The organism is Paenibacillus thalictri, from assembly GCF_004307995.1.
GTDB classification, from domain to species: domain Bacteria; phylum Bacillota; class Bacilli; order Paenibacillales; family NBRC-103111; genus Paenibacillus_AF; species Paenibacillus_AF thalictri.
In genome coordinates this window covers 96,382-110,377 of sequence record NZ_SIRE01000011.1, presented here as the reverse complement: position 1 = coordinate 110,377, position 13,996 = coordinate 96,382, and the positions used below count along the sequence as shown (strand labels likewise).

Annotated in this window: 16 protein-coding genes; all 16 read right to left on the bottom strand. The window is 48.3% G+C overall.

The window, feature by feature from the left end:
- Positions 1–16: 16 nt before the first annotated feature.
- Positions 17–850 (bottom strand): flagellar basal body rod protein FlgG, encoded by an 834-nt coding sequence (flgG, locus tag EYB31_RS16475; protein ID WP_131014465.1) that lies wholly within the window; start codon positions 848–850, stop codon positions 17–19.
- A 102-nt stretch (positions 851–952) separates the two neighbouring features.
- Positions 953–1,342 (bottom strand): TIGR02530 family flagellar biosynthesis protein, encoded by a 390-nt coding sequence (locus EYB31_RS16470; protein ID WP_131014464.1) that lies wholly within the window; start codon positions 1,340–1,342, stop codon positions 953–955.
- Entirely contained in the window at positions 1,339–1,818 is a 480-nt protein-coding gene (locus tag EYB31_RS16465; RefSeq protein WP_131014463.1) for a flagellar hook capping FlgD N-terminal domain-containing protein, read from the bottom strand. Before EYB31_RS16465 ends, EYB31_RS16470 begins: the two co-directional genes overlap by 4 nt.
- Positions 1,819–1,835: 17 nt before the next feature.
- Positions 1,836–3,344, bottom strand: coding sequence for a flagellar hook-length control protein FliK (locus EYB31_RS16460; RefSeq protein ID WP_131014462.1), 1,509 nt, complete (start codon positions 3,342–3,344; stop codon positions 1,836–1,838).
- A gap of 28 nt (positions 3,345–3,372) precedes the next feature.
- On the bottom strand, positions 3,373–4,305 hold the full coding sequence (locus EYB31_RS16455) for a MotE family protein (protein ID WP_131014461.1): 933 nt from the start codon (positions 4,303–4,305) through the stop codon (positions 3,373–3,375).
- A gap of 47 nt (positions 4,306–4,352) precedes the next feature.
- Positions 4,353–4,793: a flagellar export protein FliJ gene (gene fliJ / locus EYB31_RS16450; protein WP_131014460.1), complete on the bottom strand. Its 441-nt coding sequence runs from the start codon at positions 4,791–4,793 to the stop codon at positions 4,353–4,355.
- A 9-nt stretch (positions 4,794–4,802) separates the two neighbouring features.
- Positions 4,803–6,122, bottom strand: coding sequence for a flagellar protein export ATPase FliI (gene fliI / locus EYB31_RS16445; protein ID WP_420819447.1), 1,320 nt, complete (start codon positions 6,120–6,122; stop codon positions 4,803–4,805).
- Between the two features lie 2 nt (positions 6,123–6,124).
- Positions 6,125–6,937 carry a FliH/SctL family protein gene (locus EYB31_RS16440; protein ID WP_131014458.1) on the bottom strand — a complete coding sequence of 271 codons (813 nt, stop codon included), beginning with the start codon at positions 6,935–6,937 and terminating at the stop codon, positions 6,125–6,127.
- Positions 6,930–7,946: a flagellar motor switch protein FliG gene (fliG, locus tag EYB31_RS16435; RefSeq protein ID WP_131014457.1), complete on the bottom strand. Its 1,017-nt coding sequence runs from the start codon at positions 7,944–7,946 to the stop codon at positions 6,930–6,932. Before fliG ends, EYB31_RS16440 begins: the two co-directional genes overlap by 8 nt.
- Positions 7,947–7,958: 12 nt before the next feature.
- Positions 7,959–9,563: a flagellar basal-body MS-ring/collar protein FliF gene (gene fliF / locus EYB31_RS16430; RefSeq protein WP_240762495.1), complete on the bottom strand. Its 1,605-nt coding sequence runs from the start codon at positions 9,561–9,563 to the stop codon at positions 7,959–7,961.
- A 48-nt stretch (positions 9,564–9,611) separates the two neighbouring features.
- Positions 9,612–9,920, bottom strand: a complete 309-nt coding sequence (gene fliE / locus EYB31_RS16425; RefSeq protein ID WP_131014456.1) for a flagellar hook-basal body complex protein FliE — start codon at positions 9,918–9,920, stop codon at positions 9,612–9,614.
- Between the two features lie 19 nt (positions 9,921–9,939).
- The gene (gene flgC, locus EYB31_RS16420; protein WP_131014455.1) at positions 9,940–10,389 is read right to left on the bottom strand and encodes a flagellar basal body rod protein FlgC; all 450 of its coding nucleotides are present in this window, start codon (positions 10,387–10,389) and stop codon (positions 9,940–9,942) included.
- A gap of 3 nt (positions 10,390–10,392) precedes the next feature.
- Positions 10,393–10,797, bottom strand: coding sequence for a flagellar basal body rod protein FlgB (gene flgB / locus EYB31_RS16415; protein ID WP_131014454.1), 405 nt, complete (start codon positions 10,795–10,797; stop codon positions 10,393–10,395).
- A gap of 247 nt (positions 10,798–11,044) precedes the next feature.
- Positions 11,045–11,818, bottom strand: a complete 774-nt coding sequence (gene codY, locus EYB31_RS16410) for a GTP-sensing pleiotropic transcriptional regulator CodY (protein WP_131014453.1) — start codon at positions 11,816–11,818, stop codon at positions 11,045–11,047.
- A 76-nt stretch (positions 11,819–11,894) separates the two neighbouring features.
- On the bottom strand, positions 11,895–13,292 hold the full coding sequence (gene hslU, locus EYB31_RS16405) for an ATP-dependent protease ATPase subunit HslU (RefSeq protein WP_131014452.1): 1,398 nt from the start codon (positions 13,290–13,292) through the stop codon (positions 11,895–11,897).
- Positions 13,293–13,389: 97 nt separating this feature from the next.
- Complete coding sequence (gene hslV / locus EYB31_RS16400) at positions 13,390–13,935, bottom strand: ATP-dependent protease subunit HslV (protein WP_131014450.1); 546 nt, start codon at positions 13,933–13,935, stop codon at positions 13,390–13,392.
- Positions 13,936–13,996: the final 61 nt, after the last annotated feature.

The window sequence follows — 13,996 nt, the reverse complement described above, 5'->3', positions numbered from 1 at the left end:
CTCCCCCGTTATTCCATTAATGCTTCAAGTTAACGACTTCCTGGAGCACCTCGTCCGATGTGGTGATGATACGGGAGTTCGCTTGGAAACCGCGCTGAGCGACGATCATCTCGGTAAACTCGGAGGTCAAATCCACGTTGGACATCTCAAGTTGTCCGGAAATGATAGCGCCTGTACCACGGGTCGTGTCGCTGGCAAGAGAAGCCGCATAGTCAACCGTCGTGCCTTCCGGATCTGAGTTTGGAGTTGCCCGGTACAAGTTGCCACCGATTTTCTCCAGGCCCGACGGATTGGCCACCTTCACCACCGCTACTTGCTGATCAGTAATGGAGGAGGTTCCATCTTGGTTAACTGCGATAATCGAACCGTTCTGAGCGATTGTAAAAGCTGTAACCGTTGTAAGATCTAACGTAATAGGAGTGCCCGCAGTACCCATAACGAGCATACCGTCAGAGGTAACCAATTTGCCTGTAGGGTCAAGCGTGAAGTTACCGGCGCGGGTCAAATACGGTTGATCGATCGTGTCGCTGTCCGGCGCGATCGCAAAAAATCCGTCGCCGTCAATCCGCAAGTCCGTCACCTGGTTGGTTGTCATTGCGCTGCCCGGGGTATGAATCGTATCGATCGCGCCGACCGTAACGCCAAGACCGATTTGCTTGGAGTTAACGCCACCTGTCGTATCGGTCGGAGCGGTGACACCTGCAACGGTCTGGCTTAAAATATCTTTGAACATCACTCGGCCCGCTTTAAAACCGATGGTATTCACGTTCGCAATGTTGTTGCCGATTACGTCCAGCTTCGTTTGGAAGCCTTTCATACCGGAAACGCCCGAATATAACGATCTTAACATGAGTTCCTGTCCTCCTTGATACAAATGTGAAAGTTGGAACTGCTTCAGTCGATCGGCAGTTCAATGGGCTTCCTTGCGGGCCAGCCCTTCATGAATAAAGGATTACGAGATGATAACGGCACTGTCGATTTTCGTAAAAATGTTATCTTTCAGAGACGAACCGTCAATGGCGGTCACAACCGTACGATTTTGAATATTAACGATTAAAGCCATATCGTTTAACAGCATAAGTGAATCTTTGGCCCCTTTGGAATCCGCTTTATCAATCGCGGATTGAATTTTGGCCAGCTGCTCGGGCTTTAATTGAATACCTCTTTGCTGCAGCCTCTGTTCTGCATGATGGCTGAATTTTACCAGGGAATTTTGCAGCACGCTTTGAAAAGATGGGCCTGCAGCGGATGGATCCGCAGTACCGGCTGTATCGCTTCGTCTGACAGGAGTTATTGAGCCTACGTTTGGATACAAATGCCCTATCGATATTCTATCGGTCATTTGGATTCCTCTGCATTCGAAATCTGTGAAATTTGATCCAGAGGAATTTTCTCCCCTTTCACCATAGCGTATTGCACGCCGTCTTTTACAGTAATCGAATCAACCAAGCCCGATTTACTGACGCTCTGCCCGTTCGAATCGGTTAGCGTCCATGCAATGTTCTTGCCGATAAGGCCCGAAGCGAAACCAAGCGATTGACGCAGCAGTTTCATTTCGTTACTCATGTTGGTTAACTGCTCAACCGATGTAAACTGCGCCATTTGAGCAATAAATTCCTTATCTTCAAGAGGCTGGGACGGATCCTGGTTTTTCAGCTGCGTAATCAATATTTTCAAAAAATCGTCCTTGCCTACCGTGCTTTTAGACTTATCAGTGGCGGCAGTATTCACATTTTTTATGTTTGTTTGAGAATAATTGGGCCATACATTTTTGGTGCTTATCGCATCGGACAATCTGTTCACCTCCCGCCATGACATGAAATGGTTTCCTTAATTTATGCTGTCACGTCAATCGAACCGCCGTCGGTTGATGCCGGCGCTGCAGAATCGATTTCTTTAACCGCATCTTCAGCGGCGTTGTCAAATCCGGAGTTATTGTTTTTGTTGCCTCTGGTCTGACGTCCTTGCTGCTGCGATTGCTGCTGGCGAGGATCTTGGAACATGCCGGATTGAACGTTCTGGCTTTGCGCAACTTCGAGCTTATCCACTTGAACGCCTTGGCTTTGCAAGCTTGCGCGCAGCTGATTCATCTGGCTTTCCAACATTTCTTTGCCAATCGCCGTATCTGCGAGGAATTGGGCAACAACCTGTCCGTTATGGATAGTAATTCGAATGTCGACATTGCCAAGATGCTGCGGAGCCAATGAGATTCTCGCTTCGGATAATCCGTTAGCAACCGTCAGCTTCATATTTTTCACCACGAATTGCGACATTTCTTCTGCAAAACGCTGCACCGGAACTGGCTGGGCCGGGAGCTTAATGGTATCGTCTTTCGGATTAAATGTTTTCAGAAAATCATGAACGGCAACGGGTTGATCCAACCCTTGCGTCTTGTCATCCTGTGGCGCCGCTTCCTGAGCTTGCTGTTGAACGGATTGCTTGAAGGTTACCGGAATGGCCGCTCTTGCCGCAAGAAACTCCAGCTTTGATTTCACAGGGCTTGCAGTAATCACAGTCTCAATGTTCGAATTTGCAGTTGCGCCGGAAGTCTCAGTCGATTTTTCGGCAGGCTGCTGTTTCTTCGTTGTGAGTTGTGCAAGCTTGGGCTGAATTTCGTTTAATGCCTGCTGCACATTTTGCAGTAAACTGCCCGTTTCCTGCTTGTCAGCCGTATACGGCAGCACAGCCGCAAATACTGCCAAAAGCTCCTTTGCATCCTGCAATCGGAATGGTTGAACGGACTGCTGGGATGGCGATTGCACGGTCTCGCCGCCATCGACCTGATCTTGCTCCTGAGCGCCCTGCTTCGCCACTGGCTGGAACAAAGGAACAAACAAACTGCTGTCCAATGCTTCCAAAAGCGTATCGTCGGTTCCTTGACCCGCCGTTTCGTCCGCTTCTGACGGTGTCGTCAAGTCCGGCGTTTGGCTTTGCGGCAAAGCGACTAAGAAAGCTTGGATTTGCGCAAGCAACTGCTGCATTGCATCGTCGGAAACAAGTTGATTGGCCTGGTCCTGATCTTTATCAAGCACCTTGAGCAGGTTCTTGATGCCTTCCGTTAACTTTTGCACAGTGGGTTGTTGATCCCCTGGCTGCTGCTGAATGTTCGGCATTGCGGAAGTAATCAGTTGAATTAATTCCGGCACAGACAACGCCTCCGTATTTACCGGGCTGCCGTCCGCATTGGTTAACGCAGCATGAAGTGCATTGCCAAACGATGCGCCGCCGCCAATAAGATCGGAAACTTTTCCTACAAGTTTGCCGCCGTTCGAAGCACCGCCGCTTGTTGCCGATGTGCCTGCTGCAGTAGGAACGCTGGCCGGGGTTTGCAATTGAATATCCATGTTTAGTTTCACCTCCCTTCAAATCGGTTTACTGAGCAAGTCTGGCGGAAATCAACGCAGCGGTTTCCTTCGACTGCTCCGACATTGCCGTAATAATTTTGGAACGCCCTGCACTATCCATGGAACTCAGGATCGAAATCACTTTGTCCGGACTATTGTTTTGCATTTCCAAAAGCACCGTTGCCGCACTTTTCGGCGTCATATTAGCGAAAGTGCTGCCTAAATCATCCTTGGTCAGCTTGGTTGCCGCCTTAGTGTCTGCTCCGTTCATTTGCTTCAGCCTTTCCTGGAGTGCTGCCAGCTCCCGGTCCTTGGCGGAAACTTGATCCTTCAGCATGATCGAAGCTTCAGCGGCCTTTTTGGGGTCCATTTTCTCCAAAATTTTCACCCGGTCATCTTGCTTCATCATCCCAAGCACAAGCACCTGCTCGCTTGGAGTCAAGTTCTCCATAATAGGCGCCGATTTGCTCGGATTCATTTTGGCATACATACTCGCCAACTGCTGTATTTGAGCGGAATACTCTTCATCTTTTTGCGCTTTTTGCTTCATCTGTTCGTCAAGCGAGCTCTTTTGGTTCTGCAGTTCTTTGATCGTTTGGTCGCGCTGCATAATGTCAGCTTCCGCCTTTTGCAATTCGGCATCCTTCTCGGCAAGTTTCTGGTTGGCTGTCGCCAGCAATTGCTCCTGAGCCTTGTTGCTTGTTTCTTCATCCTGAGGTTGCGCTTTGGTTGCCGCTGTGCTCGCAGGCGCATCCGACTTCGTATAAGCGCTTGGGATTACCTTCCCCACAAAAGGAATTTTCCCTACCGTTTTGAGCACATCGTTTTTAACGTCATAATCAAAAATCGTCAGCAATACCCCAAGCAGGACGGATGTAAAAACAAACGGAATGAGAAACCAAATTAGAAACCGTTCAAATGCGCTATAGGACGATGAATTTTCCGCATCCGCGTTTGCCATGACTTCCTCACCTCTTAAGCACTACAATAAATTCCACTTACTTCGTTCTAGAATGTCCGTTGAAAACGATTTGTTGCCATCTCATCAAGCTCTTGCTGTTCTTTCTGCAGCAGCCGGGCCGTAAAGTGACCGTGCGCTTTTTCCTTTGCTTTGACCCATACTTTCTCTTCAAGCATCTTATCGGTCAAATGCCCTTGCTTGTCGACAACAACTTCTTCAGCTTGCTTGACATGTCGGTTTTTTTCTACAATCTTGGTATCGATGTGCTCTACGTACTGCTGCAGAAGCATAATCTCGGAAATGGTCGCTTTACTCGCCGACACACTCATGAGCTGATCCTGCATTTCTTCTCTGGCCGTATGCAGGTGAGCCAAATGCCCCTGCTCTGTCTGCAGTTGACCAATTGCTTGAGATAAAATCCATTCCGCCTGCGTTCTTTCATTGTTTTTCAAATCCACGATTTTTTGAAAAGCATAATTGAACCGCATCGCTAATTATCATCCCCTGTAAAATTCTGCGATTAATCGTTCTTGCGCTTCTGAATATGAGAGCTTCTCCTCTACCCGCTGCTTGGTGTAGTCCCAGATGGAATGAATGTAATCGAGCGATTCGTCAATTTCCGGATTCGAACCTTTCTGGTACGCCCCGATATTAATTAAGTCTTCCGAATCTTTATAAACAGACATCAGCCTTTTTAAATTCTCGGCTGCCAATTGCTGTTCACGCGGAACAATTTCTTTCATCACCCGGCTGACGCTTGCGAGCACATCGATTGCCGGATAATGGCCGCGGTTCGCAATGTTTCGGTTGAGTACGATATGTCCGTCAAGGATGCCTCGCACGGCGTCGGCAATCGGCTCGTTCATATCGTCCCCGTCAACCAGCACGGTGTAAAAAGCGGTGATCGATCCTTTCGGACCGGTTCCGGAGCGCTCCAGCAGTTTGGGCAGCATCGCAAAAACCGACGGAGTGTACCCGCGTGTTGCAGGAGGTTCGCCGACGGCGAGGCCCACCTCGCGCTGCGCCATAGCAAAACGAGTCACCGAGTCCATCATCAGCATGACGTTAAGCCCGCGATCGCGGAAATATTCAGCGATGCTTGTCGCAATCAAGGCGCCTTTGATCCTAATCAGCGCAGGCTGATCGGAGGTTGCAACAATGACGACCGATCTCGCCAAGCCTTCAGGCCCGAGATCTCTCTCGATAAAGTCTAGCACCTCACGGCCACGTTCGCCTATGAGCGCGATCACATTCACATCCGCGGACGTATTTCTGGCGATCATGCCCATCAGCGTACTTTTGCCGACACCCGAACCGGCGAATATACCGACCCGCTGGCCTTTGCCGATGGTCAGCAAACCGTCGATGCAGCGTACGCCGACACTGATCGGGTCAAGCACTCTTGGTCTTTTGAGCGGATTGCTCGGCGCGTTATTCGTAGAGTACTCCGTCATTCTCGATGGCAGAAAACTTCCATCAAGCGGCTGTCCCAGACCGTCCAATACTTTGCCGAGAAGTTCGTGGCCAACTTGAACGTTTAACGTCTTGCCTGTTCCCACGACATCGCAGCCAGGTCCGATCGAATGCAGCTCGCCCAAGGGCATTAAAATGACCTTATTGTTTTTGAAACCGACAACCTCAGCCTTAAGGGGCTCCTGCGATTTATACGGGTAAATGTAACAAACATCGCCAACGCTGGCATCCGGTCCTTCCGATTCGACAGTCAACCCGATCACCTGGGTTACTTTTCCGTTCACCCGGATCGGATCGATTTGGCGCAAATGCTCCAAATATTTGGCCGCTTGCGTATTGTTCATCATTACATTCCCTCGTTTCGAATCGCCAGCTGCCTTAACGCATTTTTAATTTCTTGAAGCTGCGTATCTACGCGGGCATCAATACTTCCGAAGGAAGAACGCACGACGCAGCCATGATCGGTTACGCTGGCATCGGGTATGATCTGCAGTTCGGCTTGAGAGTCGATATGCAAAACAAGCTCTTCTTTGGCATCCTGAATGTAGGCAAAATGAAGCGGTGAAACACACAAGGTGATGATGCCCTTTTCTTTACGCCGGGTGAGAATGCTCTGAACCAATTCAAGCGTCCACTCCGGTTCCAGCGTCAATTGCCGAGCGACTATCTTCTCCGCAATGGCACAGCTGAGCTCGATCAGGAAAGGCTCCGACTCTTGGATGGTCTGCTCTTTCAAGCGGTATGATTGCTCCAAAATCGCTTTTGCTTGATCGATCAAATCTTTGAATTGAAGTTTGACTTGCTGCTCTGCTTGAGCCAACCCGGCTGCATAACCTTGATCAAAACCGTTCTGCTTAGATGTTTCGACATGCTGGCTGTCTTGACTGCGTCTTTGGTCCCACCATTCACGAATTTCGGCATCGGCTTGTTCCCGGATCCGTGCGGCTTCCTCCATGGCATCGCGCACTTGCTGGTCGGCGTAGGACTCGGCATCCTGCAAAATTTGTTCCTTAAGTGCCGCAGCTTCCTGCAAAAGTTGCTCGCCTTCGGCATTGTCCGATGGCTCATCTTCCACATTTGCAGTTTGTTTGGCGCCACTTTCAACTAATACCTTATCCTCAACCGGGGTATACTGGAAAAACTTGATGACATTAGACAATAATATCATCTCCTCCACCACGGGCTATAATAATTTCACCGGCTTCTTCCAGTCGGCGAATCGTGGCAACAATACGCGTCTGAGCTTCTTCAACATCACGCAAGCGTACAGGACCCATGTATTCCATTTCTTCTTTAAATGTATCAGCCATCCGTTTAGACATATTTTTAAAGATCGCATCACGCACTTCTTCGCTGGCCACTTTAAGCGCAAGCTGAAGATCGGCATTTTCGATGTCGCGAATAATTCTTTGAATCGAACGGTTGTCGATATTGACGATATCTTCAAAGACAAACATCCGCTTCTTGATTTCTTCGGCCAATTCAGGATCCTGAATTTCCAGCGAGTCGAGAATGGTGCGTTCCGTACCGCGGTCTACGCCGTTTAATATTTGTACGATAGCGGCAATACCGCCGGCATTGGAGTAATCCTGAGTGACCGTCGCCGAAAGTTTCTGCTCAAGCACACGTTCGACTTGGCTGATAACTTCCGGAGATGTGCTGTCCATCAGCGCGATCCGTTTGGCAACATCGGCTTGCTTCTCCTGTGGCAGCGAAGACAAGATGATCGAAGCTTGCTCCGGCTGCAAATACGCCAGGACCAAGGCGATTGTTTGCGAGTTCTCATTTTGAATAAAGTTTAAAATTTGGGCAGGTTCAGCTTTTCGGGCAAAATCAAACGGCCGCACTTGCAGCGTTGCCGTCAGACGGTTAATGATATCAAAAGCTTTCTGCGAGCCAAGCGCTTTCTCCAAAATTTCCTTGGCGTAAGAAATACCGCCTTGCGAAATGAATTCCTGCGCCAAACAGATTTGATGAAACTCATGCAAAATCGCTTCTTTTTCTTCATTATCTACTTTACGGACGTTGGCAATTTCAAGAGTAAGCTGTTCGATCTCCTCATCTCTTAAATGTTTGAAAATTTGAGCCGAAACTTCCGGCCCCAAGCTGATTAATAGAATGGCCGCTTTCTGACGCCCGGTCAAGTTTTGTTGCTGAGCCTTAGCCAAACCCGTACACCCCTATTCATCTACTAACCAAGTACGCAGCAAATTGACAAAGTCCTCCGGTTTTTTCTTCGCCAGCTGTTCAAGCTGCTTGCGCACTTGATTCTCGTTACTCACATTATCAATATCAATTGTCGGGAACTCGACTTTAGGCGGAGCCGCTGCTGCTGCCAGTTCTTCCGCTTCCGCAGCAAGCCGCGCAGCTCTTCTTCTACGCACGATCGCATAAATCCCGCCGGCGATAAGAGCAAGTGCGATGCCTCCAAGCCCGCCGTAGAGCAGCGCCTGATTGGAGTTGATGGCTTGATCGGAATTTGGTCTCGCGAAAGAATGTGCGAATACGCTCACCTTGTTGTTCAAGTCCTGATCCGTCAACGTTTGCTTGTTGTCAGCCAAAGCCGCTCTCACGATGTTGACTAAAATCTTCTGCACTGCATCTTTGGTTTCCTGAGTTAACGAGTTAGGATCATTAGGAACAGGTGGTTCGATGCCCACATTGATCGTCAAGTCTTTAACGACATACGGTGTAGCCACAATCTCATTGGTAATATGGTTAACTTCCAAATTAACTGTTTTTTGCAATTCCTCGGATTTCGTATTCCCATTGTTCGAACTTCCAGGATACCCGGGTACGTCCGTTTGTCCCGTACCGGGCACGCCACCGGCTGCCGCACCGTTATCTCCGGTGTAATTCTTTTGAATCTCTTGAACTGAAATCTCTAAACCTTTTTGATCTATGGTATTAGGAGCCGTCACCAATTGTTCACGGCTATTGCGTTGATCAAAGTTCATCGTTGAGAATACATTGACAATGACTTTGTCTCTTCCTAAAATCGCCCCCAGCATTTGCTGAACCGTACGTTGAATCTCACTTCTGAATTGGTTGTTAACTTCAAATTGCTGTGTCGCTAGATTACCTGCGGAAAGCTTATTGTTTGACTTCGAATAAGCAAGCGGTTCGCCATTCTGATCCGAAATCGTAATGTTTTCGATCGGCAAGCCTTGAATACTGTGCGAAACGAGATTGTACATTGTATCGACTTTGCTTTGATCTAACGTATAGCCCTGCTTTACATTCAGCACAACCGAAGCCGATGCCTTCTCTTTCTCTTTACCTTTAGGGAGAAGAACCGTTTCCTCCGGCAAGCTGATCAGTACTTTCGAACTTGCAATAGCGTTGTTCTGATTAATGAGCTGCTGCAGTTCCCCTTGAACCGCATTAATGTATTTTACATTAAATTCTTTATCCGTCGTGCCAAACGCCTTGCTTTCGCTAAACGCTCCGTATCCGACATTGCCGTTTTTGTTTAGTCCTTGCGATTCGACCGCCAATTTCACCGAGGCGACCTGACTTCTTGGAACTCCGATGCTTTTGCCGTCTTCACTCAATTGATACGGGATTTTGGAGCTATCCAGATAACCTTTGATCGCCGCCGCGTCGCTTGGCTGAAGATTTGTATAAGCAAGCGCATATTCGGTTTTTGAAAAGTTGTAACTGATAATGCCGACTGTCAAGATCACTAACACGACCGTGGCAATAAAAGTGATTTTCTGTGTTTTACTAAACTTATTCCAATACTGGGTAACTCGATCCCAATATCGGACCATATTCTCGTTCACTATTCCACCCCATCCAGAAACCGTCGCTTAAGCAATCTCTTTCGTCTATTAAACCTGCATCCTCATGATCTCCTGATAAGCCTCGATCACTTTATTGCGAACCTGCACGGTCAGTTCCAACCCAAGCGACGATTTCTCCGAAGCGATTAGCAGCTGGTGCACATCGGACAGCTCACCCTTTACAAATTGATCGCTCAGCTTATCTACCGTAGCCTGCTGGTTGTTCAAGTTTGCAATCGCATCGTTCAAAAAGGCACCGAACTGATCCGACAACTGCGCCGCACTCACGCGCGCGCCTTCGTTTTTTTCGGTGATAGCCGCAGCCTTCAACGGCAAGGCGGAAATTTTATCCAGCATGTGCTCACCCCTCTATATTTTATCTGCCGATTTCCATTGCTTTCGTAATTAACGATTTAGAAGCATTTAAAGCGGTAACGTTCGCCTCATAAGATCTGGATGCCGACATCATATCGACCATTTCTTTAAGCACGTCTACGTTAGGCATCATCACGTACCCATTCTCATCGGAATCCGGATGATTCGGATCGTAAACCTGCTTAAACGGTGAAGTATCTTCGAAGATTTTGGTGATCTTCACTCCTTCTCCAGTCCCATCCGTCATGGCGGATTGCAGCGTTTGTGCAAAGGTCGGCTGCGATTTGGGAGCCATCGTCACCAGCTTCCGCTGGTAAGGGACCCACTTTCCGTTTTCCAGCCTTCCTCTTGTCGTATCCGCATTGGCGATGTTAGATGAGGCGACATCCATCCGAAGGCGCTGTGCAGTTAATGCAGAAGCGCTGATGTCAAAACCGTTGGTAAGTCTCATTTATTATCTTCTCCCCTCAATCGCAGTTCTTACCCTTTTCAACTCGCTGTTTAATTCCTGTACGACCACGTTATAACGAAGCTGGTTTTTGGCCATTAATGACATCTCATAATCCACATCCACATTATTGAGGTTGTTGTTAATCGACGTATTTCCGTCCGAGACTACCTCCGGCTGAACCGGCTGTGCAGGCCGGCCTATGTAGAAATGCCTGGGATCGGTTCTGCGCCCTTCCAGACTGCTCCCGTTCATCTGCTGCTCCAGCAGTTCCTCAAAGCGGACTTCCGACCTCTTATAATAGGGCGTATCGACATTTGCGACATTATTTGATATCACTTTTTGCCGCAATGTCGATGCATCAAGCGACCGTTCCATTAATTGAAAACTAGGTTTATTCAGCAAAAACATACCTTTTACCTACCTTCACTCGTGAATTGCCTAACTTCATATTCAACAAACGTAATATAATATCCTCCTCTATTCGACAGATTTATAGAAAAAAATATACGATTGGTGCTCATTGGGAGCAATTGTATTCATTCGTTGTGAACTATTTCTATCTTGAATAAAGATGTAAAACATTGCAAGATGAAAAAAGCCCTATCTTTAAATGATAGGGCTTAATTTACAAAAAAATGACTATATAATTCACAATTTACATCTTTTTCTTCTCAATAGCATGGACTAACTGGTCGTTAAGTATGCGAATATATGTTCCCTTCATACCTAATGAGCGCGTTTCGATCACACCCGCACTTTCCAATTTACGCAAAGCATTAACGATGACGGAACGGGTGATTCCGACTCGATCGGCAATTTTACTCGCCACCAGCAACCCCTCGGAGCCTTCCAGTTCCTCGAAAATATGCTCAACAGCTTCCAATTCGCTGAACGAAAGCGATCCGACAGCTACTTGCACGACAGCCTTGCTGCGTGCCTCCACTTCGATCTGCTCCGCTTTTTCACGCAAAATTTCCATCGCTACTACCGTCGAGCCATACTCCGCCAGAACTAGGTCGTCATCGATAAACGACTGATCCCGCTTCGTTAAAATCAGCGTTCCCAACCGTTCACCCGCTCCCAGAACAGGGACTATAGTAACAAAAAATGGAGAACTATCGTTTATAATATGATAGAAATTGTATTCGCTTGTTTTATCCAGATTGGAGGAGGTTTCGCTCACCTTCAGCAACAGCTCGTTATAAGCTTGCGGAAACCGTTTTTCCTGCCAAATATCTGCATCCATATTTGCTTTTGACGCCAAGCTATACAAGGCGTTGCCTAAAATTTTGCCTTTACGGCTGACCACAAAGATGTCCGCACTTAATATATCGCTAAGCACTTCCGCCATATCCAAAAAACTGACGGGATTCCCGGCTTCCTTTTGCAGCAGTCTGTTTAGCCTTCTAGTCTTATTGAGCAAGGTCATTTCTATTGCCTCCAAATCTCCAACCGCCAAAACCATATCGATTAGGAAGTTGCTTTCACGGTTTTAGCGGTCCTTACTATAAAATGTAATGGCTCAAATCACGATTTTGCACAATGTCGGAAAGCTTATCTTTCACGTATTCAGGAGTGATGACCATACCCTCTAGCGTAAGTTCAGGCGCTTCGAACGAAAGGTCCTCCAGCAGCTTCTCCAAAATGGTATGCAATCGGCGAGCGCCGATGTTGTCGGTGTTCTGGTTCACTTCCGCCGCGATGCGGGCGATTTCCGCAATGGCTTCATCCGAAAATTCAATCTTGATTCCTTCGGTTTCAAGCAATGCGGTGTATTGTTTGGTCAGCGCGTTCTTAGGCTCCTTCAGAATGGAAACCAGATCGTCTTGAGTCAAACTGCTCAGCTCCACCCGAATAGGGAACCTGCCCTGAAGTTCCGGGATTAAATCGGATGGTTTCGCTATATGAAACGCGCCCGCGGCAATAAACAGAATATAATCCGTTTTGACGGGACCGTATTTGGTCATAATCGTCGATCCTTCGACAATGGGAAGGATATCACGCTGCACGCCCTCACGGGATACATCAGGACCGCTGCCTCTGCCGGTACTGCAGATTTTGTCGATTTCGTCGATGAAAATAATCCCGGATTGCTCCGCCCTGCTGACCGAGTCCTGAATCACTTCATCCATATCCAGCAGTTTTTGGGCTTCCTCCTGAATCAGCACCTTACGCGCTTCTTTTATCGGAAGTTTTCTTTTCTTCGTTTTCTTCGGCATCAGACTCCCGAACAGCTCCTGCATATTCATGCCGGCCTGATCGTTGCCTTGCCCGCCCGACAACATGTCAAGCATCGTAGGGCTGTTGTCTTCCACTTCAATTTCAATGATGTCATTTTCCAGTTCGCCTTTTTTCAGCTGCTCGCGCACCTGATCTCTTCGCGACAGCAGCGCGTAATCCGTATCGCTATCCGTATCGCCGGACTGCTGCTGCCCACCGAATATCATCTCCAGCGGGTTGCGCTGGCTTTTTTGCTTGTTCGGGTTGGGCACCAAGATCGTCACAATGCGTTCGTTGGCCATCTGCTCGGCTTTGTCTTTTAAGCCTTCCGTCCGTTCCGCCTTCACCATCCGAATGGATGTTTCGACGAGATCCCGAACCATTGCTTCCACATCCCGCCCGACGTAACCGACTTCCGTGAATTTGGTCGCTTCCACCTTAATGAACGGCGCCTGCACAAGTTTTGCCAGCCTGCGCGCGATTTCCGTCTTTCCCACGCCGGTCGGGCCGATCATCAAAATGTTTTTCGGCACGATTTCCTCGCGCATCGACTCGTCCAGCAGGCTACGGCGATATCGGTTGCGAAGAGCAACGGCCACCGACTTTTTCGCTTTTTTCTGTCCTACGATATATTTGTCCAGTTCGGTTACGATTTGTTTAGGTGTAAGGGATGCAGGTTTCATTCACATTAGCCTCCTTTGGATGAAAGCATAATCCGGTTTAAGTGCCGTTTAAGAGGTTGTTCAAAGCCGGCCTTTTGAACTCGCATTTAAGTTGCTCTTACTCTATTTCTTCGACAATAATGTTATGATTGGTAAACACGCATATTTCCGCAGCCATGGTTAAAGCCGCGTGCGCAATCTCTTTTGCGCCCATCTGCGGCGCATACCGCTTAAGCGCTCTTCCCGCCGCCAAGGCAAAACTGCCTCCGGAACCGATAGCCAAAATCCCGTCATCCGGTTCTATAATCTCACCATTGCCGGATATCAGCAGCAGCCCGGACTCATCCATCACAATCATCATCGCTTCAAGACGCCGCAGCACCCGGTCGGAACGCCATTCCTTGGCAAGTTCTACTGCGGAACGCTGCAGATTGCCGTGATGTTCTTCCAGTTTGCTTTCGAACTTCTCAAATAACGTAATCGCATCCGCCACGGATCCCGCAAACCCCGCTACGACTTTACCGCGGTATAAACGCCTTACCTTCTTGGCGGAATTTTTCATGACCATGCTGTTGCCGAAAGTGACTTGGCCGTCGCCAGCAATGGCGCCTTTTCCTTGATGTTTTACTGCAAAAATCGTCGTTGCATGAAAGGTTTGCTCCATCTCGATTCCCTCCTCAAATGTGAGCTGCCGATGACTGGCCGATCACTCGATAGAAACAAAA

Bases quoted from the DNA above. Each gene is read 5' to 3' on its own strand.
- fliI (WP_420819447.1), bottom strand. From the start codon at position 6,122: ATGAACAATACGCAAGCGGCCAAATATTTGGAGCATTTGCGCCAAATC.
- EYB31_RS16460 (WP_131014462.1), bottom strand. From the start codon at position 3,344: ATGGATATTCAATTGCAAACCCCGGCCAGCGTTCCTACTGCAGCAGGC.
- flgG (WP_131014465.1), bottom strand. From the start codon at position 850: ATGTTAAGATCGTTATATTCGGGCGTTTCCGGTATGAAAGGCTTCCAA.
- hslU (WP_131014452.1), bottom strand. From the start codon at position 13,292: ATGAAACCTGCATCCCTTACACCTAAACAAATCGTAACCGAACTGGAC.
- codY (WP_131014453.1), bottom strand. From the start codon at position 11,818: ATGACCTTGCTCAATAAGACTAGAAGGCTAAACAGACTGCTGCAAAAG.
- EYB31_RS16455 (WP_131014461.1), bottom strand. From the start codon at position 4,305: ATGGCAAACGCGGATGCGGAAAATTCATCGTCCTATAGCGCATTTGAA.
- EYB31_RS16470 (WP_131014464.1), bottom strand. From the start codon at position 1,342: ATGACCGATAGAATATCGATAGGGCATTTGTATCCAAACGTAGGCTCA.
- flgB (WP_131014454.1), bottom strand. From the start codon at position 10,797: ATGTTTTTGCTGAATAAACCTAGTTTTCAATTAATGGAACGGTCGCTT.
- hslV (WP_131014450.1), bottom strand. From the start codon at position 13,935: ATGGAGCAAACCTTTCATGCAACGACGATTTTTGCAGTAAAACATCAA.
- flgC (WP_131014455.1), bottom strand. From the start codon at position 10,389: ATGAGACTTACCAACGGTTTTGACATCAGCGCTTCTGCATTAACTGCA.
- EYB31_RS16465 (WP_131014463.1), bottom strand. From the start codon at position 1,818: ATGTCATGGCGGGAGGTGAACAGATTGTCCGATGCGATAAGCACCAAA.
- fliJ (WP_131014460.1), bottom strand. From the start codon at position 4,793: ATGCGGTTCAATTATGCTTTTCAAAAAATCGTGGATTTGAAAAACAAT.
- fliE (WP_131014456.1), bottom strand. From the start codon at position 9,920: ATGCTGGATAAAATTTCCGCCTTGCCGTTGAAGGCTGCGGCTATCACC.